Raw genomic sequence first — 24,320 nt, 5'->3', positions numbered from 1 at the left:
GGAAATCCTTGGACGCAGTCCCGGATTGCATCTGACGGGACGATATTTTCAGTTTTTCTTGATGGGCGGCTTCAAGACCACAAAACAGCGGGAAATTCAAGTCGTCCGCCGGAAACGAACGCGTTGAACAACTTGCCGCCCTCTCAGACTACAGCTCGCGCCCAAACGGCAGCCATCCCCGCCGCAATAGACAACAGGGAGGCAACGACCAGATGGACGGCAAAGCCGCGGCTGCCGAAAACCGCCGCGTAGGCGGCCTTCGCTGCCATATTCACGATCACGCCAATGCCGATCGCCTGGGCTGCCAGCTTCGGTTCGAGCGTCGGCAGCATACCTGCAACCGTCACCGTTACAGCGTCCACATCCGCAAGGGCGGAAAGTGCCGATGCAACGATCAGGCCCTCGCTGCCGAAATACTGGGTCGCCGCGCGGGCCAGAAATGCCACGCCCGCAAGGAGCGCCGCCATCTTCGCTACTGCAGGCAGTTCGAACGGATTGCCGGGAAGATTGTCCGCAGCGGGCTCCTGCCGCCCGAAGGAGAGAAATGCCGCATGACCAAGCATGACAACGGCCCCGACGCCCAGAGGTAAAATCAGGTCCGCAGCCAGGCTCGGCGCCAGCATGACAACCAGGGCGGCAGTCCGCAGCAGCGACACCGCACCGGCGGCAATTGCGCCCGCAGCGAGTGAACCGGTGCCGGCCGCGACCAGGCTTCGCCGCGCAAATGCGACGGTGGTCCCGGTCGAGGAAATAAGGCCTCCGATCGCTCCCGCCAAAAGGTCACCACGCGACGCCCCAAGCATCCGCACCGCCAGATAGGCCGCGAAGGAGATCGATGCGAGCGTTATGACAAGTATGATGAGATTTCGCGGTGAAATGCCTCCGAACGGCCCCACCGGCTCGGCGGGTATGATCGGCAGGAGCATGAAGGTCATCGCAATCAGGATCACCGCCGAACGGAGTTCGATCCATTTCAGACGGCGGATCGACGCGTGCAGGAAATTGCGGCTGGCCAGAATCGTCACTAGCGCCGCTCCCGCCGCGGAGACCAGCACCATATCGCCGATGACGGCAAGTACGCCGAGACCGAAGGTAAGGATCGCAACGATGACGGAAGTGGCGCTGAAAGATTCTTCTGCAATTGCCTCGCGCAATTCGAACACGGCCATGACGGCAGCGACAGCAATCAGAAAGCCGACAGTCACGATACCCGCATAGCCGGAGCCGGGGTTGAGGCTGCGCTCGATCAGGCCCGCGATGCCGCCGACCATGCCCACCATGATAAAGGTGCGGATGCCCGCCGTACGGCTGCCCGCCGGCTCGTCGCGCTCGCGCCAGTGTCGCTCGACCCCGACCGCGGCGCCGATCGCGATCGCCAGACCGACCCGCTGGAAAAGCTCGACATGGTCCAAATCTGCCCCCTGCACGCACTCCGAAGAGTGCTCCCGGCCTTCCGTTCACGCTTAGAGGCGTTCGACGCCGAAAGCGATCCCTCGATCGATTTTCCGTTCGCCGGACCGCCCCTTACCCTCGACGGAACCTGTTTGCCGCCTCGATCGCCTGTTTCTGTGTTTCCTCATTGATTCCGAGGTAGAAATCTTCGAGTTCCGGATCCTTCATTCCTGCGCGGCGCGAGAGAACATACCACTTTGCCGCCTCGATGGGATTGGGCCGTGTGCCCAGCGCATTGATATAGAGATGCGCCAGCTTGTTCTGCGCCGCGACGTTGCCGCGATGGGCGGCAATCCGCATCCATTCGAAACCCTTCTCGTAGTCGCGTTCGCCGCCAACGCCGTTCACCAGCCAGATTCCCATATCGAGCTGTGCTGTGTCGAAACCTGCCTTGGCGGCACGCTCCATCCATTCTCGGGCCTTGGCCTTCTTCTTCTCCGGTACGTCCCTGAGCGCCACATAAAGTTGCGCGACGGCATATTGAGCGTCCGCCACCCCCTGCGCTGCGGCCTTTTCGTAAAAGGGCAGTGCCAGGTGCAGGCCTTTTTCGCCGGGATTGTCGGAGACGAGGATCTGCCCCCAGTTGAACTGCGCCGAGGAATTTCCAGCCTCTGCGGCCTTGCGCATGAAATCGTCGGCCTGTTTCTTGTCGCGCGGGACGTCGCGTCCGCTCATCAGGAGCAGCGCATATTGGAACATGGCAGCCGGATCGCCGCCTTCTGCCGCCTTTTTGTACCAGAATGCCGCCGTCTTGGCGTCCCGTTTAAGGCCCAGGCCCTTGGTCATCATTTCGGCGACAAGCGTCTGCGCCGCTGCATCGCCGGCTCCCGCCCGCGTCAGCGCCCGGTCGAGCGCGGTGGCATAAAGACCGCGCTGATAAGCGCCGTAAGCCTCGTCGATGGCACCTGCATAGGGTCTTTCAGGTGGGGCGGGTGGCAGAGCCGCGCCCATGCGTTGGTAGAGTGCGACGCCGCCGGAGGGAACGATGCCAACCGCCTGCCCCTCCGGTTCGGCCGTATCTCTCGATGCATCGGGTACCGGCTGTGTCTCCACCCGATCTTTCTTCATCGGCTGCGTGCCGGGATCGACTGGCCGGGTTACCGGCCTCATATCCTGTGCCATGGCCAACTCGGTCATCGTCGCCGATGCGAAGACGCTCGCAAGCAGCCCGTTCAGAATCACGCGGAAAAATCGGTTCGATGCCATGGCGGAGCATCAAGCCTCAAACCGTGGCGCTTTTTCGTCCAGGATTGCGTTGACCTCGGCGACGACAGCTTTTGCTGCTTTTTCGGAAGAAAACACCGCCTTATGCAGGGCGACGAATTCCGCGCCTGTCTCGGCAACAGCAAGCACAGATGAGGGATCGCTGCCGCCCATGACGATGCAGGGAATTTCCACCATGGAGGCCCACCATTCGCCAAGCGCGAGGTTCTTCGGATGCGCCTCCGGTTTGATGTCGCCGTCGAGCTTGCCGAAAAAGATGTAGTCCGGGCGGCGTTCGCCGATTTCGAGCGCCTGGTGCCGGTCGGCAGCCCCGCCCGTGCCGACGATCATCTTGGGCACGAACTTCTCGATCGCTTCGTCAAGCTCCGTCAATGTGCCGTTCATATGCAATCCGTCCGCCTTGACCCGGCCCGCCACGCGGCTGTCGCCGGCAATCAGCGCCGCCGCGCCTGCCCCCTGAACGATCGGCACCATAAGCTCGGCGCGCTTCTGAAAGGCCTGATCGTCGAGACCGTATTGGGGTATGATCACCGATGCGACATCCCCCCCTGCAAGCGCGTCTTCGAGCTGTCGCGCCTGTCCGGCGGTATCATCGCTCTCCGGCAAGATCAGCACGAGGCGGCAGCGGTCTTCCGGTTGGGTCATCTCAAATCCTGTTCGCGGATTCGGCTCAGTGAAATCCGCACTCGTTTTCTGTCTGCAAATTCGATAGACCGGACCGATTGAAGGATCAACCGCCTCTCCCCTCCGAAAGCTTCATGCCCGACACCCTCAGCCTGACCTTTTTTACCTTTGCGGTGCCTGCCGTTTTGCTTGTCGGCCTTTCGAAAGGGGGAATCGGAGGCGCGATCGGCCTGATGGGCGTGCCTCTCATGTCCATGGCCGTGGATCCGGTCAAGGCGGCGGCGATCTTCCTGCCGATCCTGATTCTCATGGATATCGTCGCGCTGTGGTCGTGGCGGAAGTATAACGACCCGACGACGCTTTTGATGATCCTCCCGGGCGGCATCATCGGCATCGCGCTCGGCTGGGCGACATCGGCCTATGTCTCGGACGATGCGCTGCGCCTGGTGATCGCCATAGCCACCATTCTTTTTACCGTCCGTTACTTCTGGCAGGTCTATGGGCCGCACTCCAGCAGGCCCGCAGATCCTCTGCCGCACCGCCCGGTCGCCGCGACGTTCTGGGGCGCGCTTTCAGGTTATGCGAGCTTTGTCGCCCATGCGGGCGGCCCGCCATTCCAGATCTATGTCCTGCCGATGCGGCTCAACCCGCGATCCTACACCGGCGCCAGCATCCGGTTTTTCGCGATCGTCAATGCCGTGAAGGTGATCCCCTATTTCTTCCTCGGCGCCCTTGACCGGGAGAACCTGACAATCTCGGCGACGCTGCTGCCGGTGGCGCTGATAGCGACGATATTGGGTGCGACGATCGTCAAGCATCTGAAGGCAGAGTTCTTCTATCCCATGACCTACGGCCTCGCCTTTCTAGCTGGGCTGAAGCTGCTCTGGGATGGATTGCCCATCTGAAGCGTGGTTTCGGACAAGGGAATAAATTTCTCGACCTTGCTGCAACGCACAATAAATCTTGCCGTTACGGCCGGATTACCGTAAGTTTGCGCCATGACGACAGTTGATCCCTTCGCAGCCATAGCTGATCCCAACCGGCGTTATCTGCTGGAGGAACTGCGGCGTTCGCCGAGAACCGTCAACGAACTCGCCCAAGGCCTGCCGATAAGTCGGCCGGCGGTCTCCCAGCATCTGAAAGCTTTGCTTGAAAGTAATTTGGTGACGGTCACCGCAGAAGGCACGCGGCGCATCTATGCCGTCAACAGCAAGGGCTTCGACAGGCTCAATCTTTGGCTCGATCAGTTCTGGTCGTGATCTCCTACCACGACCAGAACTGCATTTTCATATTTCTGGATTGGGTTTTGGTGCCGCTTTTAATGTTGCCTCGTACTGATGATGAACCTGAGGCGCGCGGCGTTCTTCTCCTTTAGAGAACTAGTGACGCGTAGAGGCCTTAAGGCGCTGCATTTCGTCTTTGAGACGCAGCTTGCGGCGCTTGAGCTCGGCAATTTCCCGGTCGTCTGCAGAGGGCGACGCCAGAATGGACTGGAGCTCCTCTTCCAGATCACCGTGCTTCCTTTCAAGCGATGCGATATGAGCCTGGACGGTCATGTGGCATGTTCCTTCCTTGGTCAACCTGCCCCGACATTCCCTTCTGCCGAGGCTTCAGGTTTGCGACAGAAGTGTGACACGATCGGTCTGGTTTGTCGAAGGAGAAATCGTGGTTTCTCGTGGGCAAATTCGTGGCATCGGCTAACTTCCAGTTAACGTGGTTTGATGGTAGAGGCTTGCGGACATTGCCGGCAACCGCTCAAGAATAGCCGGGCATGGAGAATGGGGACCGTAATATGGCTGATCAGGAACAGGCGGATATCCGGCTGGCGCTCGCGAAACTCCGTCAGGAGCACGAGGATTATGACGCCGCCATCAACGCCATGATCGAGGTCGGCTGCGATGCCCTGAGGATCCAGCGCATGAAGAAGAAGAAGCTGGCATTGAAGGACAAGATGAGCCAGCTCGAAGATCAGATCATTCCCGACATCATCGCTTGAGGGGCTTCCGACATGGCTGAAAGACCTGCCGTCGCCATAATCATGGGTAGCCAGTCCGACTGGGAAACCATGAAAAATGCCGCCGACACGCTGGACGCGCTGGATATCGGCTACGAGGCCCGCATCATTTCCGCACACCGCACGCCGGAGCGAATGATGGCATTTGCCAAGGGCGCCCGCGCCGAAGGTTTTCAGGTCATCATTGCCGGCGCCGGCGGCGCCGCACATCTTCCCGGCATGACCGCCGCCATGACGCCGCTGCCGGTTTTCGGCGTGCCCGTGCAGTCGAAGGCGCTTTCCGGCCAGGACAGCCTGCTCTCGATCGTCCAGATGCCGGCCGGCATCCCAGTCGGAACGCTTGCGATCGGCAGGGCCGGCGCCATCAATGCCGCGCTGCTGGCTGCCGCCGTGCTTGCCCTCAACGACGCCGATATTGCCGACCGGCTGGACGAATGGCGCGCCCGCCAGTCCACCGCAGTCGCTGACTACCCGATAGACGAGGCTCCATGACCGTCCGCACGATCGGCATCATCGGCGGCGGACAGCTTGGCCGCATGCTTGCCATGGCCGCAGCCCGGCTGAACTTCCGCACCATCATCCTGGAGCCGCAGGAAGACTGTCCCGCCGCCCAGGTCGCGAACACGCAGATCACAGCGGCCTACGACGATCCTGCTGCCCTGGCCGAGCTCGCCGCTCGCTGCGACGTCGTCACCTACGAGTTCGAAAACGTGCCCGTTTCGGCCGCCGAAGCGCTGCAGCGTTCCGTGCCCGTCCATCCGCCGGCAAAGGCGCTCGAAGTCGCCCAGGACCGCCTCACCGAGAAACGCTTCCTCAATGGCTGCGGCATCGAAACCGCCCGTTTCCATGCCGTCGACAGCCAGGAGGATCTCGAAGCGGCCCTTGCGGATTTTGGCGGAAAGGGCGTCCTGAAAACCCGCAGGCTCGGTTATGACGGCAAGGGCCAGCGCGTCTTCCGTTCGCCTGAAGACGACCCGGCCGGCGCCTTCGAGGCGCTGGGTAGCGTACCGCTGATTCTCGAAAGCTTCGTGCCCTTCGATCGTGAGATATCGATCATCGCCGCACGCTCCGGCGACGGCACGGTCTCATGCTACGATCCGGCTGAGAACGTCCACCGCAATGGCATTCTTCACACCTCTACCCTACCCGCCCGCATTTCCGGTGAAACGGCAAGCGTCGCCCGGGAATCTGCAGAAAAGCTGCTCGCCGCGCTTGATTACGTCGGCGTCATCGGCATGGAATTCTTCGTTCTCGCCGATGGTGTGCTGATCGCCAACGAAATCGCGCCCCGCGTCCACAATTCCGGCCACTGGACGGAAGCGGCCTGCATCGTCTCGCAGTTCGAGCAGCACATCCGCGCCGTTGCAGGTCTGCCGCTCGGCAATCCGCACCGCCATTCGGACTGCGTTATGACCAATCTGATCGGCGACGATATTCTCGACCTTCCCGGCTGGCTGAAGAAAAAGGACGTGTTCGTCCACCTCTACGGCAAGACGGAATCCCGGCCAGGCAGGAAAATGGGCCATGTAACGGAGCTTAAAACGTCGTCACAAGGTTGACATAGGCAATAGCTCGGGTTATCTGCACGGCCAACTTGAGAGCGCGCCCCTCCAAGAAAAAGGCGGCGCGCTTTTGATTGATAAGGACAAGCGGCTTAACGGCCCACAGACTGCTGGATCAGTACAATGAAGATCAAGAACTCGCTCAAGGCGCTGAAGGCTCGTCACCGCGATAACCGTCTGGTTCGCCGCAAGGGCCGCATTTACATCATCAACAAGCAGAACCCGCGCTTCAAGGCTCGTCAGGGCTGATACGATTTTTTCGGCTTCGGCATCTGCCGGCCGATCAAATTGTCGACAGACCGGCAAATCGGGTTTGACCTTCGGCGCATGCGGATTACCTTATCCGCATGCGCTATTTTCGTTTGAACTCCCTGATTCTGGCCTCGGCCCTCATCGCCTCGCCTGCGATTGCGCAGACGCCCGCGCCAACCGCGCCGTCGACTATGCCTGCTTCGGCGGCAAGACCGGCCAATTCCCTCGATCCTCTCTTTGATGCGCTGAGGCGCGAACGCGACCCGGATAAGGCGCGCGGGATCGCTAGCCAGATCGCCTCGGACATGAGCGATTCGGGCAGCGCCACGGTCAACCTGCTGATGCAGTGGTCGGCAGACGCGATCAAGGAGAAGCGCAACGCCGCGGCCCTCGATTTCCTCGACCGGGTAACGCTGCTTGACCCAGCCTATCCCGAGGGCTGGAACCGGCGGGCCACCTTGCACTACACCATGGGCAATGCCCGCAAGGCGATGGCCGACATTGCCGAAGTCCTGAAGCGCGAGCCCCGTCATTTCGGGGCGCTCGCCGGAATGGCCGGCATTCTCATGGAAGCCGACAAGGACGAACTGGCGCTCAAGGCATGGGAAGATTATCTCGCCATCTATCCGGCAGATCGAGAGGCGCAGGAAGCAGTGACGAAGCTTTCAGAAAAGATCGCCGGAAACCGGACCTGACCTCCCTCCTCCCATGCTGATCCCGCTCCTCGCTCTCATCGGCATCGTCGCTTCCGCTTTCGGTTTCACCGCCTGGAAAGCGAAGGTGATCGAGGCCCAATTCCCGAATGCCGGCGAACTGATCGACGTCGGCGGCTTCCGTATGAATTCGCTGCATATACCCGGACCATCCGGCGCCGATCTGCCGGCCATCGTCTTCATCCACGGCGCCAGCGGCAATCTGCGCGATCAGGAGATCGCCTTCCGAAAAGCGCTGGAAGGCCGCGCGGAGATGCTGTTCATCGACCGGCCCGGACATGGTTATTCCGAACGCGGCGGCCCGGAAAACGACTTTCCCGATGGTCAGGCCGCCGCGATCGCCCGATTGATGGAAAAGCGCGGCATCCAGAGCGCGATCATCGCCGGCCATTCGTTCGGCGGAGCGATCGCCGCAAGCTTTGCGCTGTTCCACCCTGAGAAGACGACCGGCCTGCTGTTGCTGGCGCCGGCCACTCATCCCTGGCCGGGCAGCATCGACTGGTATTACAATCTCACTGCGAGACCCATTCTCGGGCGATTGTTCAGCCATCTCCTGGCCCTCCCCGCGGGATTGGCGTTGATGGAAACCGCAACCCGATCGGTGTTTCATCCCAATCCCCGGCCCGAGACCTACCTCAATGACGGGGCGCCGGCTCTTGTCCTGCGTCCGCGAAACTTTCGCCACAACGCGATCGATGTCGCCAATCTGAATGCGTATGTGACACGCATCTCGCAGCGTTACCGCGAGATTGTCGCGCCGACGGTGATCATCACCGGCGACACGGACGCGATCGTTGCGGAGGAAATCCATTCGCGTGGTTTGGCGCGCGACATCAAGGGGTCGGAACTCGTCTGGATCCGTCATCTCGGCCACAAACCGGATTACGTCGTGACGGACGTCGTGGTGGCGGCGATCGAGAAGCTTGCGGGATTGCCTCGCGACCTGCAGGCAGCCGCCCACCTGGCGGAAGCACGCATCGCGCCTCGGGTCCAGGAAGCACCGGTTGAAATGGACCTGTCGATCGAGAAGACCTGACACCCAGTAGAATTACGCCAGCCCGAAGCAAGGTGCCCATCCCAACCTCCGACCAAACGGAATCGGAGACACGTGATGGAAATCGGCAGCATTGGCAGGGACTACCCGGCACGGTCCGCGAAGCCGGGTGAGGCATCCCCCCGGACAGACGCCGCCACAGAGGCATCGTCCGGTTCATCCGGTCGAAAAGAAGAGCTATACAATCCCCTGGTTCATAGCCTGACATCGCTGACCAAGGCGACGGAGGAAGCGGAGGAACAGATAAAGGCGCGCGCCAAGCGAAAGCTCGAGGACGCCAAGCAGCAGCTCGCATTCATGCGCCGCTGGGGTTTCGACCCGGACGTGATCGCCAAGCAGGCGGCCCAGCTCAGCGTGATCGTTGCGGGTGCTGCCCGCGAATTTGCCGAGGCTTTGCCCGGAGCCGGCGGGCTCACGTCATCCGCGCCTGCCGATACTCCGTCCACAGGAGATACAGCCGATCCGGTTTTGGATCAGAGCAAGCAGGCTGCGTCAGGCGACAGGTCAGTTGAGGACACGAGACCCGTCTCCCACGCAGAGCGGGCCTATCTCGAGGAGATGGGCGAAACACCGCGAAATACGCCCCGGCTCTCCCCGGACGACATCAAGACGGCAATGGAATTCAGCTCCGTCGCACGCCAGATCAAGGCATTGCTGGAAGAGGCCGCCCGGAAGCTGCGCGAGCAGAACGGCACCGCCGCCTTGTCCGGTGCCCAGAACCTCGACGCCTCCGTCAACGCCCTGACCAGCACGGTCTCCGCTTTGCCAACGGTCAGCATCACGATTTAGCGCTCCATCCGCCGAGGGAAACTGCTCAGCAAAAAACCGCCGGATCGCTCCGGCCGTTTTTGGTTGCTGGCGAAAACCTCAGATACCCGTCTGGCCGTCTGAGCCGATATAGGCAATCCGCAACATGTTGGTGGCACCAGGCGTGCCGAGCGGAACACCGGCCGAAATGATGATCCGGTCGCCCGGCTTGCCGAAACCTTCCGACACCACGATACGGCAGGCGCGATTGACCATGTCGTCGAGATCTTCCGCGTCGTGGGTGACGACGCAATGGGTGCCCCAGCAGATGGAAAGCCGGCGTGCCGTCTGGATGATCGGCGACAGCGCGATGATCGGCACCTGCGGCCGTTCGCGCGAAGCGCGCAGGCCCGTTGTTCCCGATGACGTGTAGGTGACGATCGCCGAAAGGCGCAATGTCTCGGCGATCTGGCGGGCAGCAAGCGAAATGGCGTCGGCGCCTGTCGCCTCCGGTGTCGCGCGCTGCGAATAGATGATGCTCGGATAAAGCGGGTCCTGTTCGACGGTCGTGGCGATCGACGCCATCATCGAGACGGCTTCCACCGGATATTGGCCCGATGCCGATTCTGCCGACAGCATGACTGCATCGGCGCCTTCGAACACGGCGATCGAGACGTCCGAGACTTCCGCGCGGGTCGGCACCGGCGAGGAGATCATCGATTCCAGCATCTGCGTCGCGACGACGACCGGCTTGCCCGCACGGCGACAGGCGCGGGTCAACTGCTTCTGGATGCCCGGCACCGCTTCGATCGGCATTTCCACGCCGAGGTCGCCGCGGGCGACCATCAGCGCATCGGAAAGCTCGATGATCTCGTCGATGCGTTCGATCGCCTGCGGCTTTTCAATCTTCGACATCACGCCAACACGGCCCCGGGCGATCTTGCGTACTTCGGCCAGGTCGTCGGGACGTTGCACGAACGAGAGCGCCACCCAATCGACCTCGCCGGTTGCAAGCGCTGCATCGAGATCGACGCGGTCCTTGTCGGTCAGTGCCCCGACGCCGAGCAGCGTATCGGGCAGGCTGACGCCTTTCTTGTCGGAAATGCTGGTGCCGGCAACCACGGTGCAGACGATGCTCTTGCCATCGGCCTTCTCCGCCTTCAGAGCCAGCTTGCCATCATCGATCAGCAAGCGATGACCCGGCTTCACGGCTTCAAGAATTTCGGGATGCGGCAGGAAAACGCGATTTTCGTCGCCTGGCTCGTCGCGATTGTCGAGCGTGAAGGTCTGCCCCACCTTGAGCGTCACCTTGCCGGCCGCGAACTTGCCTACCCGCAACTTCGGGCCCTGCAGGTCGCAGAGAATGCCGATCGGTCGCCCGCAACGCGCCTCGACCGACCGGATGCGCTGAATGAGCGTCCGCATCAGGTCGTGGCTCGCATGGCTCATGTTGATCCGGAAAAGATCGGCCCCCGCTTCGTGCAGCTTCTGGATCATCTCCTCATCGGCGGAGGACGGTCCGAGCGTGGCAAGGATCTTAACTTTGCGGTAGCGCCTCATCAATTCTGGCCTTCTTGTGTGCCAGGCGTGTCCGAAAGCTGGACCATCCAGCTCCCCTGACGGCCCGTGTCATATTCCTTGAAGCCCATGCGCTGAAAGCCACGGGCGAAACAATCGTTGACGCCGACGATCTTGAACTCGTTTTCCGCGACGCACATGTTGACATTGCCGGTCCAGCGGCCGCCGCGGGCCGCATCCTCCGCATAAAGATAATAATAGCGGGACTGCAGCTCGCCCTCGATCAGCGTCGCGCAGGTGGAGGCGGGCACCTGCCACCAGCCTTCGGTGGTCCAGCCTTCCGTCGCGCGGTAGCCGATGGCCACCCCGACAAGGTTCTGCGTACTGTTGCAGACGCGGAAATCTGCATGCGCAGCGCCCGCCGCAAGCAGCGGCGCTCCGGCCGCCGCCATGGCGAACAGTGCCGGGGCGGAAAAGAGGGAGCGGAGATAGGTTTTCGGGGATTTTTTCGACACGGTTTCCGTCAGGACTCCATGGTTATTCGTGAAGCACTTTCTTCGCGCGCCGGAATCGGAAAGTCAACGAAAGTCTAATCGATTAGCCAACCTTCACGCCACCAACCAGTGCCTTTTAACTGGTCCAGCGCCGCTTGCGCCCGGCGGCTGCGCATGCCATCACCGATATCGACGAAACGACAGCTACTCCCCGCGCCACATGCAGGACTTCATTCCGTTCGAAATCATAGAAGGCGATTATGACGCCGGCATGGTGCTGCTTGCCGATCATGCCATGAACCGGCTGCCGGCCCGATACGGAAGCCTGGGACTTCCGCCGAGCGCATTCGAGCGCCATATCGCTTTCGATATTGGCATCGAGATGCTGACCCGCCGGCTCGCTGGCATGCTGGATGTCCCGGCCGTGCTCGGCTGCTTCTCCCGCCTGCTTATCGACCCGAACCGCGGCGAGGACGATCCGACCCTGGTCATGAAGATTTCCGACGGTGCGATCATTCCCGGCAATCATCCGATCACCGAAGAGGAATGGGCGCTCCGGCTCGATACATATCACCGCCCCTATCACCGCGCGGTCGAGCGGACGATTGCCAAGGCGGGCGCATCCGGCCGGGCTCCGCTCGTGCTGTCGCTGCATTCCTTCACGCCCTTTTGGAAGGGCGTGCCGAGACCCTGGCACGCGGCAGTACTTTGGGACAGCGATCACCGCGCCGTCCTTCCGTTTCTTAAACTTTTGCGGCAACCGGGCGATATCCTCGTCGGCGACAACGAACCCTATGACGGTGCGTTGAAGGGCGACACCATGTACCGTCACTGCATGATATCAGGCACGCCGCATGCCCTCCTCGAGGTGCGGCAGGACCTGATTGGCGATGAGCGTGGCGTCGATGCCTGGGCCGAAAGATTGGCGCCGGTCTTCAAGACGCTGAATGCCGACCCCACATTGCACGAATACAGGATCTTCCCGTCGCGTACGGGTCCCTATCCGACTTGAAGAGAACCAGGAGATGTTCCGATGACCGAACTTTCGAAGGAACAGCAGACCGAATTCGAGGCCGCGGCCTTCCGGCGTCTGGTGCAGCATCTGCGCGAACGGACCGACGTGCAGAACATCGATCTGATGAATCTCGCCGGATTCTGCCGCAACTGCCTGTCCAACTGGTACCGCGACGCCGCAACGGAAGCGGGCGTCGACCTTTCCAAGGACGCCTCGCGCGAGATCGTCTACGGCATGCCTTACGAGGAGTGGAAAAATCTCCACCAGGCCGAAGCGAGCGACGCTCAAAAAGCCGCATTCGAAGTGAACAAGCCCGCGCACGGTTGATCGACAGGCGATTTGTCTTGACCTTCCGGCAGCTTTTCGGCAGTTGACGACCACTCATTCAAATTTTCATCAGGAGATCCCGATGTCTGATGCTCATGGCGTCGCCCGCGACCAACTCCGCGCATTTGTCGAGCGCATCGAAAGACTGGAAGAAGAAAAGAAGACGATCGCCGACGATATCAAGGACGTCTATGGCGAAGCCAAGTCCATGGGCTTCGACACCAAGATCCTGAAGAAGGTCATTGCGCTGCGCAAGAAGGACGACCAGGAACGCATGGAAGAGGACATGATCCTCGATACCTACCTGCAGGCGCTGGGCATGATCGAGTCAGCTCCCGATCAGGACGCCGCCTGAAGCTCCCGGATCCGAGAGTACCAAAAACCCGCCACTCGGCGGGTTTTTTCTTGCTGCGAATTCTCGAGCGGTTCAGTTCGCGGGGCCGCTGAAGCGGTTGGGATCGATCGCCACCGCTGCGGCAACCGGCTTGAAGCCGCCGCCGGAATAGGCTGCCGAATAGTCGGCATTCAGCGTCCGGTTCGTCACGCGCGGCGCCTTCATGGAAGCGACCTCTTCGGCGCGATTATTGTTGAGAGCCCACTTCGCAACCATATCGCCGGTCAGGCCCTTGCTGGATGCCTGGGAGGCAGGCTGGGCTGTACGGCCGCCCTTGGTCGGCGCAGGCAAGGCGCCGGTGGAGGCAGCGACTGGCGTCTTCGGCGCATCGAACCCGTCGCCGAACTGCATGCCCTTCCTGGCGGAAGACGACTGGATGACCTTCGGCGAAACGGCAGCCGTCTGGACCGGTTTCTGGACCGGCACGGCTGGCGGTGCGGGTAGAGCCGCGGCCTTGGGCTGCGCCGGGACCGGAACGGCGGCCGAAGGCGCCGATGGCATTGCCTGGCGCGCAGGCTCGACACTCTGCGAAAGGGCAGCCACGAGTTCGGGCGTCAGTTCCTGTTCGTTGGCATCGTGCCGCGAAGCCGGAGCAGCTGCCGCCGCGGCAGGGCGATGAGCAGGCAGCGGAATAGCGGCCATCTCCTGCGGCGGCTGCATCGGGCCGACGGAGGCCGTCATCACGCCGTTGTCGGCATCGCCCTTCAGGCCACGTGGCCCGAGCAGGGTCGGAACCGGGATCTCATAGGCGGAAAGATCCGCAAAGTTCTCGCCGTTCTGCTGCATATTGGCCTGAGCGGAGGCCTGGATCGCAAGAGCTTCCTGCGCCGGATTGCGTGCCGGCGAATAAAGCGCGGTCGCAAAGCCGCCAGGGGCCGCATCCGAGCGGAAGGCCGGACGCGAAAGCGGAACGGGTGCTGCGATATCGGCCTGAGGCGGCTGCGGCGCAGCCGAAGCGACCATCACGGGAGCCGCAGGCTCCTCTTCCGGTGCCGGTTTTGCGGCCGGTGCCGGACGTTGCGCGGTGGCCGGCGTGCTGCTTTCCTCGTTGTCCTCCTCCTCGTCGGCACCACCGCCGCCGAACAGGAAGGCCAGCAGGTTAGGCTGCCGCTTGCGGCCGGTCTCCTCGCCGCGGATGCCGCCGCCGGCGGTGCTGGCGATCTGGATCGAGCTGGAGCTGACGCGTTTCTTGTAGTCGGCAAGCGCCTGTTCATAACCCGGCAGCGGCTTGCCGTCAGCGGGAAGATGAACGGTATTGCCCTTCGGGAAGATCTGCACCAGTTCCTGGCGCGACATGCGCGGCCAGGCGCGAACACCGCCGACGTCGAGATGCACGAAGGGCGAACCGGATTTCGGATAAAAGCCCACGCCCCCGACCTGCATCTGCATGGCGAGCGCGCGCAGCGTAGAAAGCTTCACGCCCGGTATGTAGAAATCCATGGCCTTGCCGAGCATATGCTGGCTGTTCTTGGCAACGCCCGTGGTTCGGGACCGCGAACGCAGCATGCCGTTGGTTTCAGGCGAACGAAAGGCCGAGACAACGTGGATGTAATCGGAGGCACCGGAACGGCGATAGACTTCCCAGACGAGGTCGAAAAGCCGCGGGTCCATCTTGGTCGGCTGATTCTTGCGCCAGTCGCGCAGGAGCTGGTTGATCTGCTGCAGGCCGCGCTGGTCGTATCTGCCATTCCGCTTGAAGGTAATGACTGCTTTTTCGCCTGTGTGCACGAAATAAAGCTTCAGGCTGCGATCTTCGGCAGCAGCTTGGGTGGCTGAGCCGGAAAGAATAGGAAACGCCGTCAAAAGCAGCAACGCTGCGGCAACGACGTGCTTGGTGAAAGTTCCCATAAGCCCGGCTTTGCCGCCCGGCGCCTTCTCACCCGAAGGCGTTTCTTTTGCATACTGATCCGGCAAAACGATCCCCGTCCTGTCGACAACGTCCCACGTTGCCTCAAATGACTGTCAATTGCGGTGACACGATGGCAAATGTGCCACACATGTACAACCTTATTCCGTATAGTCAACAATTGACTAATAGGAGATTGACAGAGGTTGACAGGACTTCCTTGCGCGAAGGTTAATCATTTCTAATGCACTGTTCCTACGCTGCTTCTTTCAACGGATCGTCAGGGTCGATGCCGTAATCCTTGAGTTTCCGGTAAAGGGTGGATCGTCCGATGCCGAGCTTGCGGGCGACCTGGCTCATCTGGCCGCGATAGAATTTGAGCGCAAAGCGGATGAGCTCTTCCTCCACGTCAGCGAGCTTTCGCACCTCGCCGGTCTCGTCGGTGCTGACGATGATATTGTCAGCCGTCGGATAGGCCGCCGCCAGCATGGCCTTCGGATCCGGCTTTCCGGCGCGCGCTTTTTCGCTGTTGGCAAAGACGGGCGATTCGGCGAGAGCCTCGCGCATGGCGCGGTCGGCGGCGACGGAAGGCGACGGAGCGGCAGCGGTTGCGACCAGTTCCGCCGAATGGAATTCCGGCACCTGCGCTGCGATCTGCGGGAAATCCGCGTCGGTCAGTTCGTCGCCTTCTGCGAGCACCACGGCCCGGAAAACCGCATTCTCGAGCTGACGGATATTGCCCGGCCAGTCGTAGGCCGTCAGCAGCGCTAGAGCGCTTGGGCCGACTGTCAGCGTCTTCGACAGCTTCTGCTCGGTCGAGAAGCGCTCGGCAAAGACGCGGGCGAGATGCGGAATGTCCTCCTTGCGGCGACGCAGCGCCGGGATCGTGATCGGGAAGACGTTGAGGCGGTAATAGAGGTCCTCGCGGAAGCGGCCTGCACGCACTTCCTCGATCAGATCCTTGTTGGTGGCCGAAATGAGGCGGACATTCACCTTCTGCACTTTGGCGGCGCCGACTGTCTCAATTTCGCCTTGTTGCACAGCGCGCAGCAGCTTCACCTGCACATCGAGCGGCAGGTCGCCGATCTCGTCCAGGAAAAGCGTGCCGCCGTCCGCCTCGACGAATTTGCCGGTATGCTTTTCCGAGGCGCCGGTGAAGGCGCCCTTCTCGTGGCCGAAAAGGATGCTTTCCACAAGATTGTGCGGAATGGCGCCGCAGTTGACGGTGATGAATGGTTTGCCGGCCCTGTCCCCGTTCGACTGGATGGCGCGAGCGATCATTTCCTTGCCGACGCCCGATTCGCCTTCCAGAACCACTGGAATGTTCGAATGAGCGGCACGTTGTGCAAGATCGATGACCCGCAGCATGTCGGGACTTGCCGAAACGATATCGCCGAAGCCGACGGTGCCGGGGCGCTGGCGCCTGCCGGCACGGGCTTTGGATTCCTTCTGGTCGAGCTTCAGCGCATTGGCGACCGAAGCCGCGATCCGCTCCGGCGAAACTGGTTTGACGACGAAATCGAACGCCCCGGCCCGCATCGCCTGGACGACCGAATCGATGCTGCCTTGTCCGGTCTGGACGATCACGGGCGTCTCGATGCCGAGCTCCCGGATCGCCGAGAGGAAGGTCAAGCCGTCCATCTCCGGCATCATCAGGTCGAGCACGATGACGTTGATGTCGACCGCGGTTCGCTTCAGGAACTCAAGCGCAACGAGACCGTTTTCGGCGAGGTGGGCGGCGTGGCCATATCGCTCCACAGCATTCTTCAACAGGCGGCGTTGAATCGGATCGTCATCGACAACGAGGATTTGCGCAATCATGCTCGGCTCCCGGCTACGTTCATCGTGCCCCCTTTCGGGCTCTTATGTAGCCGGTTGTGTCAGAAAGGCTTGAACATCCCCTTTTGAGAAAAGCTTGCATTTTAACTGAGGGCGATGAAAACAACTTCGCATAAACCGGACCGTAATATCAGAAGGACAAGGCGATGAGACGACCAGAAACCGTGTGCCGTGAGATTCCCGCCGCGATTGCCGCAGGCGGCGCCGCTTCCGACCCGGCGCTCGGATTGCTGCCGGTCTGGAAGCTTTCGGATCTCTATCCTGCCAAGGACGCGCCGACCTTCGCGGCAGATATGGAAAAGGCGGAGGCACTTTCGCTCGCCTTCGAGGAGAAGTGGAAGGGTAAGCTTTCCGGTGCCGCGGCAAAGACCGGCGCCGGCGGGCTCGGCGAGGCGCTGAAAGAATACGAGGCGCTGGACGATCTCCTCGGCAAGCTCGGCTCCTTTGCCGGCCTCACCTATTTTTCCAACACGACGGATCCGGCCAACGGCAAGTTCTACGGCGACGTGCAGACGAAGCTGACCGATCTGTCGTCGCATCTGCTTTTCTTTGCGCTCGAGCTGAACCGCATCGAGGACGCGGTCATGGATGTCTGCATGGATCGCGATCCGGCCGCCGGCCATTATCGGCCCTGGATCGTCGACCTCAGGAAGGACAAGCCTTTCCAGCTCGACGACAAGCTGGAACAGCTCTTCCTCGAAAAATCGATGACCAGCGCCGCCGCCTTCAACCGGCTGTTCGACGAAACCATGGCGGAGCTGCGCTTCGAGGTGGACGGCGAGAAGCTGCCGCTCGAAGTGACGCTCAACATGCTGCAGGAGCCGCAGCCGGAAACCCGCGCCAAGGCCGCAGTCGCGCTGTCCAGGACCTTCCACGAAAACCTCCGCGTCTTCACGCTGATCACCAACACGCTCGCCAAGGACAAGGAAATCTCCGATCGCTGGCGGGGCTTCCAGGATATTGCCGACAGCCGGCATCTCGCCAATCGCGTCGAGCGTGAAGTCGTCGATGCGCTGGCCGCTGCGGTCAAGGATGCCTATCCACGGCTGTCGCACCGCTATTATGCGATGAAGGCAAAATGGCTCGGCATGGAGCAGTTGAATTTCTGGGACCGCAATGCGCCGCTGCCCGAGGCCCCGACTGCCCTTATTCCCTGGACCGATGCAAAGGAAACAGTGCTTTCCGCCTATCGGCGTTTTGCGCCGGAAATGGCCGAGATCGCCGGCCGCTTCTTCGAGGAGGAATGGATCGACGCCCCGGTACGACCGGGCAAGGCACCGGGCGCTTTCGCGCATCCGGTCGTGCCCTCTGCCCATCCTTATGTGCTCGTCAATTATATGGGCAAGCCGCGCGACGTGATGACGCTCGCCCACGAACTCGGCCACGGGGTGCATCAGGTGCTCGCCGGCGATCAGGGTGCCTTGATGTGCCAGACTCCGCTGACGCTCGCGGAAACCGCCTCGGTTTTCGGCGAGATGCTGACCTTCCGCGCGCTCCTCGAAAACACCAGGGACAAGCGCGAGAGGAAGGCGATGCTTGCCCAGAAGGTCGAGGACATGATCAACACGGTCGTGCGCCAGATCGCCTTCTACCAGTTCGAGCGCAAGGTCCACACCGCCCGCAAGCAAGGCGAATTGACGGCCGAACAGATCGGCGAATTGTGGCTGTCGGTCCAAGCCGAAAGCTTGGGGCCGGCGATCAGGATTTCGGAGGGTTATGAAAGCTGGTGGACCTATATCCCCCACTTCATCCATTCGCCCTTCTACGTCTATGCCTATGCCTTCGGCGACTGCCTGGTGAATTCGCTCTACGCGGTCTACCAGAACGCCGCACCGGGCTTCCAGCAGAAGTATTTCGAGCTTCTGAAGGCGGGCGGCACCAAACACCATTCGGAACTCCTTGAGCCGTTCGGCCTCGACGCCACCGACCCGGCCTTCTGGTCGAAGGGCCTGTCGATGATCGAAAGCCTGATCGACGAGCTGGAGGCTCTGGACAACGGCGCCTGAGTATCCCGATGGAGCAGAAGGCGCCCTACGCGCTCTTTCGCGACGATCCTGCCGGCCGGAGCCTCGTCTTCGACCGGCCGAAGGAGGTCGTCTTTGCCCGCACTGCCGCCGAGGTTCTGCCGGCGTTGCAGCATCTGGAAGAAGCACGCCGCGCCGGCCGCTGGCTCGCGGGCTATATCTCCTATGAGGCCGGTTATGTGTTCGAGGAAAAGCTCCGGCCGCTGATCGTCGACAACCGGGCAACGCCCCTGATCGCCATGGGCATCTTCGACAAGCCTTCCGGCAGCGAGCATCCGCTAGCAGGACCGCCCGGCGCAATCGTCGACGACGGTTCCTCCGAGGGCTCGTTCCTTAGCGAACCGCGCGCCGGGTGGGATTTCGCAACCTACGAGGAACGGTTCAACCGCCTCCATCAGCATCTGCGTCGCGGCGACTGCTACCAGGCGAACCTGACGATGCCGATCACCGCCGCCTGGCAGGGCGATCCGCGTCAGGCCTTCTGGTCTCTCGTCGCCCGCCAGCCCGTTCGCTACGGCGCCCTTGTCCACCTCGGCGGTCCGATCGTCCTGTCGCGATCGCCGGAGCTCTTCTTCTCCGTCGATGCCGAGCGCTTCATCGAAACCCATCCGATGAAAGGGACGGCGCCGCGCGGCCAAACCGCCGAAGAGGACGCAGCCATCGTCGAAGCCATGCTTGCGGACGAAAAGACCCAGGCGGAGAACCGCATGATCGTCGATCTCCTGCGCAACGACATCTCTGTCGTCAGCGAGGTCGGCACGCTGTCCGTCCCGAAACTCTTCGCGATCGAGACCTATCCGACCGTCCACCAGATGGTGAGCCATGTGCGGGCAAAACTCCTGCCCGAGGTGGGTTTCCCGCAGATCCTTGCGGCGCTGTTTCCCTGCGGGTCCATCACGGGAGCACCGAAGATGTGGGCCATGCAGATCCTGTCCCGGCTGGAGGCCCGCCCCCGCGATGTCTATTGCGGTGCGATCGGTTATTGCGATCCCGCCGGCCCCATGCGTTTTTCGGTGGCAATCCGCACGATCACGCTTTTCAATGACGGCAAGGCAGTTTTCAATGTCGGGGGCGGCATCGTCTTCGACTCCGAGGCCAAGGCCGAGTATGATGAGTGTCTTCTGAAGGCACGTTTTGCGGTAGGCGATCAATGGATTTCTCGCTGATCGAAACGATGCGCTGGGAACCGGATTCGGGTTTTCTGCGCCTGGAACAGCACCTGCGCCGGCTCAAGCGCTCGGCCGATGCCCTCGGATTCCGCCCGCCGCCGCCGGATACGCTCAGGCAGCTCGAGGCGGCCACCGGTGGCGACGCCGCCCTGCGCGTTCGCCTCGTCATGACCTACCGCGGCAAGGTCGAGATCACGACAACGCCTTTCATCCCCGCTCCGGCCGGGACGGTGTGGCGTATCCGGGTTGCGGCCACAAGACTTACTTCGGACGATCCCCTGTTCCGCCACAAGACCTCCCGGCGGGAACCCTATGAAGTGGCCCGCTCCGAATTTTCGCCTGATGAGGCCGACGAGGTAATCCTCCTCAACGAGCGCGGCGAAATCTGCGAAGGCACGATCACCAACGTTTTCGTCGAGGATGCAGGCGGACAGTTGCTCACGCCGCCGCTGATGAGCGGACTTCTGCCGGGCATATTGCGGGCCGAGCTGATCCGCGAGGGAAAGGCGCGCAATCAGATACTTCGCGCGGAAGACCTCGATGGTCGCCGTCTCTTCGTCGGCAATTCGCTTCGCGGCCTCATCGCCGCCGAGCTCGCAGGTCGCGAAAAACAGGCCGAACGCGTCAGCGACGACAAGGTCGCCCGCCGAAACGCGGGGTAGACATCGATGCCCGCGCCGCCGCAATCACTTACCGACCACCTTCTCTCACTCGAAACGGCGTTGCAGACGCGCGAGGTCCGCAGCTCCGAGGCAAGGCTGCGCGAGCTCCTGGCGCCCGACTTCCGCGAGTTCGGGCGTTCCGGCCTTGCCTATACGTTCAACGACATCATGACCCGTCTGGTGGTGGAGGATGGACCGGCCAACAGTTCGATTTCGAACTTTGCCGCTTCGATGCTGAGCGAGACGATAGCGCTTGCCACCTATCGCGGCACGCGGCTCAATGCGGACGGCAACAGGCAGTTTACCAACCGCAGCTCCATCTGGCGTCTGGATGCGGATGGCAAATGGCGCATGGTCTTCCATCAGGGCACGGCGACGGAATAGCGGGCTCCTAGAGACTTTCCGGCATTTCGGGGATCGGAAGGAAAGCCGCCCCTGGGCCGCCGCGCTCCTTTGAGGAAGCCACTATGACCGCCATGGTGCAACCGATCAGAAAGACCACCCAGAAAAGGAGCCACGTGCGCCACTCGCTGCGGCTTCTCTGGGCCTCCTCCTGCAGCGGCGATATCCGTGTCCAGGCCTTCAATGCTGCCTCGCGCGGCCCCCATGCCCTGAACATTTCCGCGACGATATAAACCGCCCTGCTGGATAGTCTCATCCAATTACGCCCCGCATGCTGCACTGCAGTATAATTTGTAGGGCTGCGCTTTCTTGTTCCAAGTCCCCGCGGGCAATTTTTACAACTGAGTGAATATGGCTTAAACCGATGCTGAAACGACAATCGAACGGCATGATGGAAAAAAACCTCAGCTACACGCCCTATGACGGCTCCTCGACGCCCTTCACCATCGGGCTTCTGCAACTCGATCCTGCGCGCTGGATCGAGCCAGACGGAGATCTCGCCTATCATCTTTCGAAAAAGAAGAAGCTGTTCGCGGAGCATGGGGAACGGGTTTTCCGCGCCGAGCCCGGCACGGAGCAAGCCCAGCAGGAAATCATCGACGCGCTTGCAGAATATCTCCCGGCCCACCATCCGGCCATCTATCGTCGGACCGGCAGCCTCATGGAAATGGCCGGCCACACCGTTGATCTTGCCGACGACCGCTCGCCGCCGCTTCTTTCGGCCGGCTTCCTGGTACAGGACGATCTCGTCATCATGCGCAAGGGCGATAACGGCTGGCGCATCGCTGCCGCCTTCCTGGCCTTCCCCTCCTCCTGGTCGCTCGCCGACAAGTTCGGCAAGGTGATGGACGAGATACATGCGCCGGTCCCGGACTTTGCCGGCGGCAGCCGCAATGCCGGCCTCATCAACCGCATGTTCGACAACCTGTCGCCGGATCGCTTCGTCGTGCGCTGGAACTGGTCGGTGAACTGGGGCTATGCCCTCTATCGACCGGCCTCTCAACCCGCCCACGAAACTGATCCGATGCAACCGCGAGATGCCTTCGTCCGCGTCGAACGCCAGACGCTGCGGAAGATGCCCGTATCGGGCGATATCCTCTTCACCATCCGTATCTATCTCGATCCGGTCACCGCGCTGGCGGGCCAGCCGAACGGCAAGGAACTTGCCTCGTCGTTCGCCGATCAGCTCGAAGCCCTGACACCGGAGCAGGCTGACTACAAGGGTCTGCTCCGGAAACGCGACAGCCTAATCGCGATGCTGCGAAAAATGGCAACCAATCCCGCGACAGTTGGATAAATCCCAGATTTTTCCGGAAAGGCCGGCAGCCTCTTTATTGTGACGCGGTTTTATGATCTAGAGCGCCGCGAATTGCGCGTGCGCAAAGGTCATCCGTCCACTGCCGAAGAAGCGGGCCAGCGGCCGTTCGGCTGCCGATCCGAAGGAGAAAGATATGTCAGAGCCTAACTATCCGGTTTATGCCGAAATCAGCGGTCCGATCGTGATGATCGGTTTCGGCTCGATCGGCCGCGGCACGCTGCCGCTGATCGAACGCCACTTCAAGTTCGACAAGAGCCGGATGGTTGTCATCGATCCTCGCGACGACGAGACGGGCATCCTGGCCAAGCACGGCGTCCGTCACATCAAGGAATATGTGACGAAAGACAACTACAAGGATCTCCTGAAGCCGCTTCTGACGAAGGGCGGTGGCCAGGGCTTCTGCGTCAACCTTTCGGTCGACACCGGTTCGCTCGACCTGATGAAGCTCTGCCGCAAGCTGAACGTTCTTTACATCGACACGGTCGTCGAGCCTTGGCTTGGCTTCTATTTCGACAAGAACATGAAAAATGCCGACCGCACCAATTATGCCCTGCGTGAAACCGTGCGCAAGGAAAAGGAAAAGAACCCGGGCGGCGCAACCGCCGTTTCCACCTGCGGCGCCAATCCGGGCATGGTCTCCTGGTTCGTCAAGCAGGCGCTGGTCAACCTTGCCAACGACATCGGCTTGAAGTTCGACGAGCCGAGCCAGCATGACCGCGAAGGCTGGGCAAAGCTGATGAAGAAGCTCGGCGTCAAGGGCGTCCATATCGCCGAACGCGACACCCAGCGCACGAAACATCCGAAGCCGCTCAACGTTTTCTGGAATACCTGGTCGGTCGAAGGCTTCATTTCCGAAGGCATGCAGCCGGCCGAGCTCGGCTGGGGCACCCATGAAGAGTGGATGCCGAAGAACGCCAAGCGGCACAAGAAGGGCTGCCAGGCGGCGATCTATCTCGAACAGCCCGGCGCCAATACCCGCGTGCGCACCTGGTGCCCGACGCCCGGCCCGCAATACGGCTTCCTCGTCACCCATAACGAATCGATCTCGATCGCCGACTATTTTACGGTTCGCGACAAGGACGGCGAAGTCACCTTCCGCCCGACCTGCCACTACGCCTACCACCCGGCCAACGACGCCGTGCTGTCGCTGCACGAGATGTTCGGCAATGGCGGCAATCCGCAGCCGGTCCACCACGTTCTCGACGAGGACGAGCTGGAGGACGGCATCGATGAACTCGGCGTGCTGCTCTACGGCCACGAGAAGAATGCCTACTGGTACGGTTCGCGCCTGTCGCTTGAAGAAACCCGCCGCATCGCGCCTTACCAGAACGCCACCGGGCTGCAGGTCACCTCGGCCGTTCTTGCCGGCATGGTCTGGGCGCTCGAACACCCGAGCGCCGGCATCGTCGAAGCCGACGAGATCGACTACAAGCGTTGCCTGGAAGTCCAGCTTCCCTATCTCGGCCCGGTCGAAGGCCATTACACCGACTGGACCCCGCTCGACGGCCGCCCGGGCCTCTTCCCGGAAGACCTCGACGAGAGGGATCCGTGGCAGTTCAGGAACATCCTCGTCCGCTGACGCTCGCATGTGCAAAACCGCCTGTTATCGACAGGCGGTTTTTGCCTCTCGAAACTTCTGCCTTTTCAACGCCACATCTTGCGTTACATAG

27 protein-coding genes are annotated in these 24,320 nt (G+C 61.6%); 19 read left to right on the top strand and 8 right to left on the bottom strand.

Features of this window, described 5'->3' with window-relative positions:
* Positions 1 to 143: 143 nt before the first annotated feature.
* The 3 genes from EDE05_RS23235 to EDE05_RS23225 all read right to left on the bottom strand — a co-directional run bounded on the left by EDE05_RS23235 (position 144) and on the right by EDE05_RS23225 (position 3,321).
* On the bottom strand, positions 144 to 1,412 hold the full coding sequence (locus tag EDE05_RS23235; protein WP_105374506.1) for a DUF4010 domain-containing protein: 1,269 nt from the start codon (positions 1,410 to 1,412) through the stop codon (positions 144 to 146).
* A 112-nt stretch (positions 1,413 to 1,524) separates the two neighbouring features.
* A complete protein-coding gene (locus EDE05_RS23230) occupies positions 1,525 to 2,658 on the bottom strand; it encodes a tetratricopeptide repeat protein (RefSeq protein WP_245423006.1) in 1,134 nt (377 codons plus the stop codon).
* A gap of 9 nt (positions 2,659 to 2,667) precedes the next feature.
* Positions 2,668 to 3,321 carry a thiamine phosphate synthase gene (locus EDE05_RS23225; protein WP_105374507.1) on the bottom strand — a complete coding sequence of 218 codons (654 nt, stop codon included), beginning with the start codon at positions 3,319 to 3,321 and terminating at the stop codon, positions 2,668 to 2,670.
* A gap of 113 nt (positions 3,322 to 3,434) precedes the next feature.
* On the opposite strand from EDE05_RS23225, the gene EDE05_RS23220 reads away from it, so the two are divergent.
* Both EDE05_RS23220 and EDE05_RS23215 read left to right on the top strand, forming a co-directional pair.
* On the top strand, positions 3,435 to 4,205 hold the full coding sequence (locus tag EDE05_RS23220) for a sulfite exporter TauE/SafE family protein (protein ID WP_105374508.1): 771 nt from the start codon (positions 3,435 to 3,437) through the stop codon (positions 4,203 to 4,205).
* Positions 4,206 to 4,298: 93 nt separating this feature from the next.
* Positions 4,299 to 4,559: a metalloregulator ArsR/SmtB family transcription factor gene (locus EDE05_RS23215; RefSeq protein WP_105374509.1), complete on the top strand. Its 261-nt coding sequence runs from the start codon at positions 4,299 to 4,301 to the stop codon at positions 4,557 to 4,559.
* A gap of 120 nt (positions 4,560 to 4,679) precedes the next feature.
* Here EDE05_RS23215 and EDE05_RS23210 read toward each other — a convergent pair whose 3' ends face one another.
* Positions 4,680 to 4,856 carry a DUF465 domain-containing protein gene (locus EDE05_RS23210; RefSeq protein WP_105374510.1) on the bottom strand — a complete coding sequence of 59 codons (177 nt, stop codon included), beginning with the start codon at positions 4,854 to 4,856 and terminating at the stop codon, positions 4,680 to 4,682.
* A 236-nt stretch (positions 4,857 to 5,092) separates the two neighbouring features.
* Here EDE05_RS23210 and EDE05_RS23205 point away from each other — a divergent pair, with 236 nt between their 5' ends.
* The 7 genes from EDE05_RS23205 to EDE05_RS23175 all read left to right on the top strand — a co-directional run bounded on the left by EDE05_RS23205 (position 5,093) and on the right by EDE05_RS23175 (position 9,684).
* Entirely contained in the window at positions 5,093 to 5,296 is a 204-nt protein-coding gene (locus EDE05_RS23205; protein WP_105374511.1) for a DUF465 domain-containing protein, read from the top strand.
* A gap of 12 nt (positions 5,297 to 5,308) precedes the next feature.
* Positions 5,309 to 5,806: a 5-(carboxyamino)imidazole ribonucleotide mutase gene (gene purE, locus EDE05_RS23200; RefSeq protein ID WP_105374512.1), complete on the top strand. Its 498-nt coding sequence runs from the start codon at positions 5,309 to 5,311 to the stop codon at positions 5,804 to 5,806.
* Positions 5,803 to 6,873 carry a 5-(carboxyamino)imidazole ribonucleotide synthase gene (locus EDE05_RS23195; RefSeq protein ID WP_105374513.1) on the top strand — a complete coding sequence of 357 codons (1,071 nt, stop codon included), beginning with the start codon at positions 5,803 to 5,805 and terminating at the stop codon, positions 6,871 to 6,873. Before purE ends, EDE05_RS23195 begins: the two co-directional genes overlap by 4 nt.
* Positions 6,874 to 6,999: 126 nt before the next feature.
* Positions 7,000 to 7,125 (top strand): type B 50S ribosomal protein L36, encoded by a 126-nt coding sequence (gene ykgO, locus EDE05_RS23190; protein ID WP_006726873.1) that lies wholly within the window; start codon positions 7,000 to 7,002, stop codon positions 7,123 to 7,125.
* Positions 7,126 to 7,223: 98 nt separating this feature from the next.
* On the top strand, positions 7,224 to 7,823 hold the full coding sequence (locus tag EDE05_RS23185; RefSeq protein ID WP_105374514.1) for a hypothetical protein: 600 nt from the start codon (positions 7,224 to 7,226) through the stop codon (positions 7,821 to 7,823).
* 13 nt (positions 7,824 to 7,836) lie between these two features.
* The gene (locus EDE05_RS23180) at positions 7,837 to 8,877 is read left to right on the top strand and encodes an alpha/beta hydrolase (protein WP_105374515.1); all 1,041 of its coding nucleotides are present in this window, start codon (positions 7,837 to 7,839) and stop codon (positions 8,875 to 8,877) included.
* Positions 8,878 to 8,952: 75 nt separating this feature from the next.
* Positions 8,953 to 9,684: a hypothetical protein gene (locus EDE05_RS23175; protein ID WP_132413205.1), complete on the top strand. Its 732-nt coding sequence runs from the start codon at positions 8,953 to 8,955 to the stop codon at positions 9,682 to 9,684.
* 78 nt (positions 9,685 to 9,762) lie between these two features.
* Here EDE05_RS23175 and pyk read toward each other — a convergent pair whose 3' ends face one another.
* Positions 9,763 to 11,202, bottom strand: coding sequence for a pyruvate kinase (gene pyk, locus EDE05_RS23170; RefSeq protein ID WP_105374517.1), 1,440 nt, complete (start codon positions 11,200 to 11,202; stop codon positions 9,763 to 9,765).
* Positions 11,202 to 11,612, bottom strand: a complete 411-nt coding sequence (locus EDE05_RS23165; RefSeq protein ID WP_105374547.1) for a DUF1036 domain-containing protein — start codon at positions 11,610 to 11,612, stop codon at positions 11,202 to 11,204. The genes pyk and EDE05_RS23165 overlap by 1 nt, the downstream gene beginning before the upstream one ends.
* A 262-nt stretch (positions 11,613 to 11,874) precedes the next feature.
* Here EDE05_RS23165 and EDE05_RS23160 point away from each other — a divergent pair, with 262 nt between their 5' ends.
* The 3 genes from EDE05_RS23160 (at position 11,875) to EDE05_RS23150 (ending at position 13,351) form a co-directional block, all read left to right on the top strand.
* A complete protein-coding gene (locus tag EDE05_RS23160; protein ID WP_105374518.1) occupies positions 11,875 to 12,666 on the top strand; it encodes an N-formylglutamate amidohydrolase in 792 nt (263 codons plus the stop codon).
* A gap of 21 nt (positions 12,667 to 12,687) precedes the next feature.
* Positions 12,688 to 12,996: a DUF1244 domain-containing protein gene (locus EDE05_RS23155; protein WP_105374519.1), complete on the top strand. Its 309-nt coding sequence runs from the start codon at positions 12,688 to 12,690 to the stop codon at positions 12,994 to 12,996.
* Between the two features lie 82 nt (positions 12,997 to 13,078).
* Positions 13,079 to 13,351, top strand: a complete 273-nt coding sequence (locus tag EDE05_RS23150) for a DUF2312 domain-containing protein (protein ID WP_105374520.1) — start codon at positions 13,079 to 13,081, stop codon at positions 13,349 to 13,351.
* 72 nt (positions 13,352 to 13,423) lie between these two features.
* On the opposite strand, the gene EDE05_RS23145 is transcribed toward EDE05_RS23150, so the two are convergent.
* Positions 13,424 to 15,238 (bottom strand): DUF882 domain-containing protein, encoded by a 1,815-nt coding sequence (locus tag EDE05_RS23145; RefSeq protein WP_105374548.1) that lies wholly within the window; start codon positions 15,236 to 15,238, stop codon positions 13,424 to 13,426.
* A 253-nt stretch (positions 15,239 to 15,491) separates the two neighbouring features.
* Complete coding sequence (locus EDE05_RS23140; protein WP_105374521.1) at positions 15,492 to 17,057, bottom strand: sigma-54 dependent transcriptional regulator; 1,566 nt, start codon at positions 17,055 to 17,057, stop codon at positions 15,492 to 15,494.
* Positions 17,058 to 17,221: 164 nt separating this feature from the next.
* Between EDE05_RS23140 and EDE05_RS23135 the strand changes: the two genes are divergently transcribed.
* From EDE05_RS23135 to EDE05_RS23110, 7 genes are all read left to right on the top strand, one after another.
* The gene (locus EDE05_RS23135) at positions 17,222 to 19,081 is read left to right on the top strand and encodes a M3 family oligoendopeptidase (RefSeq protein WP_105374522.1); all 1,860 of its coding nucleotides are present in this window, start codon (positions 17,222 to 17,224) and stop codon (positions 19,079 to 19,081) included.
* 8 nt (positions 19,082 to 19,089) lie between these two features.
* On the top strand, positions 19,090 to 20,265 hold the full coding sequence (locus EDE05_RS23130) for an aminodeoxychorismate synthase component I (protein ID WP_105374523.1): 1,176 nt from the start codon (positions 19,090 to 19,092) through the stop codon (positions 20,263 to 20,265).
* Positions 20,250 to 20,930 (top strand): aminotransferase class IV family protein, encoded by a 681-nt coding sequence (locus EDE05_RS23125; RefSeq protein ID WP_105374524.1) that lies wholly within the window; start codon positions 20,250 to 20,252, stop codon positions 20,928 to 20,930. The genes EDE05_RS23130 and EDE05_RS23125 overlap by 16 nt, the downstream gene beginning before the upstream one ends.
* Before the next feature lie 6 nt (positions 20,931 to 20,936).
* On the top strand, positions 20,937 to 21,314 hold the full coding sequence (locus EDE05_RS23120; protein WP_105374525.1) for a DUF4440 domain-containing protein: 378 nt from the start codon (positions 20,937 to 20,939) through the stop codon (positions 21,312 to 21,314).
* A gap of 83 nt (positions 21,315 to 21,397) precedes the next feature.
* The gene (locus tag EDE05_RS26970) at positions 21,398 to 21,565 is read left to right on the top strand and encodes a hypothetical protein (RefSeq protein ID WP_157949106.1); all 168 of its coding nucleotides are present in this window, start codon (positions 21,398 to 21,400) and stop codon (positions 21,563 to 21,565) included.
* A gap of 131 nt (positions 21,566 to 21,696) precedes the next feature.
* The gene (locus EDE05_RS23115) at positions 21,697 to 22,629 is read left to right on the top strand and encodes a DUF3445 domain-containing protein (RefSeq protein WP_132413207.1); all 933 of its coding nucleotides are present in this window, start codon (positions 21,697 to 21,699) and stop codon (positions 22,627 to 22,629) included.
* A 154-nt stretch (positions 22,630 to 22,783) separates the two neighbouring features.
* Positions 22,784 to 24,229: a homospermidine synthase gene (locus EDE05_RS23110; protein ID WP_105374527.1), complete on the top strand. Its 1,446-nt coding sequence runs from the start codon at positions 22,784 to 22,786 to the stop codon at positions 24,227 to 24,229.
* The last annotated feature ends 91 nt before the right edge of the window (positions 24,230 to 24,320 follow it).

The sequence above is a fragment of the Neorhizobium sp. R1-B genome (assembly GCF_004368875.1).
Classification (GTDB): domain Bacteria; phylum Pseudomonadota; class Alphaproteobacteria; order Rhizobiales; family Rhizobiaceae; genus Neorhizobium; species Neorhizobium huautlense.
The sequence above is the reverse complement of the archived record's forward strand: the minus strand, read 5'-3'. Positions and strand labels throughout refer to the sequence as shown.

Excerpts from the sequence above, each read along its gene's own strand:
- EDE05_RS23115 (WP_132413207.1), top strand. The coding sequence starts at position 21,697 with ATGCTGAAACGACAATCGAACGGCATGATGGAAAAAAACCTCAGCTAC.
- pyk (WP_105374517.1), bottom strand. The coding sequence starts at position 11,202 with ATGAGGCGCTACCGCAAAGTTAAGATCCTTGCCACGCTCGGACCGTCC.
- EDE05_RS23220 (WP_105374508.1), top strand. The coding sequence starts at position 3,435 with ATGCCCGACACCCTCAGCCTGACCTTTTTTACCTTTGCGGTGCCTGCC.
- EDE05_RS23175 (WP_132413205.1), top strand. The coding sequence starts at position 8,953 with ATGGAAATCGGCAGCATTGGCAGGGACTACCCGGCACGGTCCGCGAAG.
- EDE05_RS23135 (WP_105374522.1), top strand. The coding sequence starts at position 17,222 with ATGAGACGACCAGAAACCGTGTGCCGTGAGATTCCCGCCGCGATTGCC.
- EDE05_RS23120 (WP_105374525.1), top strand. The coding sequence starts at position 20,937 with ATGCCCGCGCCGCCGCAATCACTTACCGACCACCTTCTCTCACTCGAA.
- ykgO (WP_006726873.1), top strand. The coding sequence starts at position 7,000 with ATGAAGATCAAGAACTCGCTCAAGGCGCTGAAGGCTCGTCACCGCGAT.
- EDE05_RS23130 (WP_105374523.1), top strand. The coding sequence starts at position 19,090 with ATGGAGCAGAAGGCGCCCTACGCGCTCTTTCGCGACGATCCTGCCGGC.
- EDE05_RS23195 (WP_105374513.1), top strand. The coding sequence starts at position 5,803 with ATGACCGTCCGCACGATCGGCATCATCGGCGGCGGACAGCTTGGCCGC.
- EDE05_RS23110 (WP_105374527.1), top strand. The coding sequence starts at position 22,784 with ATGTCAGAGCCTAACTATCCGGTTTATGCCGAAATCAGCGGTCCGATC.
- EDE05_RS23230 (WP_245423006.1), bottom strand. The coding sequence starts at position 2,658 with ATGGCATCGAACCGATTTTTCCGCGTGATTCTGAACGGGCTGCTTGCG.
- EDE05_RS23140 (WP_105374521.1), bottom strand. The coding sequence starts at position 17,057 with ATGATTGCGCAAATCCTCGTTGTCGATGACGATCCGATTCAACGCCGC.
- EDE05_RS23225 (WP_105374507.1), bottom strand. The coding sequence starts at position 3,321 with ATGACCCAACCGGAAGACCGCTGCCGCCTCGTGCTGATCTTGCCGGAG.
- EDE05_RS23160 (WP_105374518.1), top strand. The coding sequence starts at position 11,875 with ATGCAGGACTTCATTCCGTTCGAAATCATAGAAGGCGATTATGACGCC.
- purE (WP_105374512.1), top strand. The coding sequence starts at position 5,309 with ATGGCTGAAAGACCTGCCGTCGCCATAATCATGGGTAGCCAGTCCGAC.
- EDE05_RS23155 (WP_105374519.1), top strand. The coding sequence starts at position 12,688 with ATGACCGAACTTTCGAAGGAACAGCAGACCGAATTCGAGGCCGCGGCC.
- EDE05_RS23205 (WP_105374511.1), top strand. The coding sequence starts at position 5,093 with ATGGCTGATCAGGAACAGGCGGATATCCGGCTGGCGCTCGCGAAACTC.
- EDE05_RS26970 (WP_157949106.1), top strand. The coding sequence starts at position 21,398 with ATGACCGCCATGGTGCAACCGATCAGAAAGACCACCCAGAAAAGGAGC.
- EDE05_RS23210 (WP_105374510.1), bottom strand. The coding sequence starts at position 4,856 with ATGACCGTCCAGGCTCATATCGCATCGCTTGAAAGGAAGCACGGTGAT.
- EDE05_RS23185 (WP_105374514.1), top strand. The coding sequence starts at position 7,224 with ATGCGCTATTTTCGTTTGAACTCCCTGATTCTGGCCTCGGCCCTCATC.
- EDE05_RS23165 (WP_105374547.1), bottom strand. The coding sequence starts at position 11,612 with ATGGCGGCGGCCGGAGCGCCGCTGCTTGCGGCGGGCGCTGCGCATGCA.
- EDE05_RS23145 (WP_105374548.1), bottom strand. The coding sequence starts at position 15,238 with ATGGGAACTTTCACCAAGCACGTCGTTGCCGCAGCGTTGCTGCTTTTG.
- EDE05_RS23150 (WP_105374520.1), top strand. The coding sequence starts at position 13,079 with ATGTCTGATGCTCATGGCGTCGCCCGCGACCAACTCCGCGCATTTGTC.
- EDE05_RS23180 (WP_105374515.1), top strand. The coding sequence starts at position 7,837 with ATGCTGATCCCGCTCCTCGCTCTCATCGGCATCGTCGCTTCCGCTTTC.
- EDE05_RS23125 (WP_105374524.1), top strand. The coding sequence starts at position 20,250 with ATGGATTTCTCGCTGATCGAAACGATGCGCTGGGAACCGGATTCGGGT.
- EDE05_RS23215 (WP_105374509.1), top strand. The coding sequence starts at position 4,299 with ATGACGACAGTTGATCCCTTCGCAGCCATAGCTGATCCCAACCGGCGT.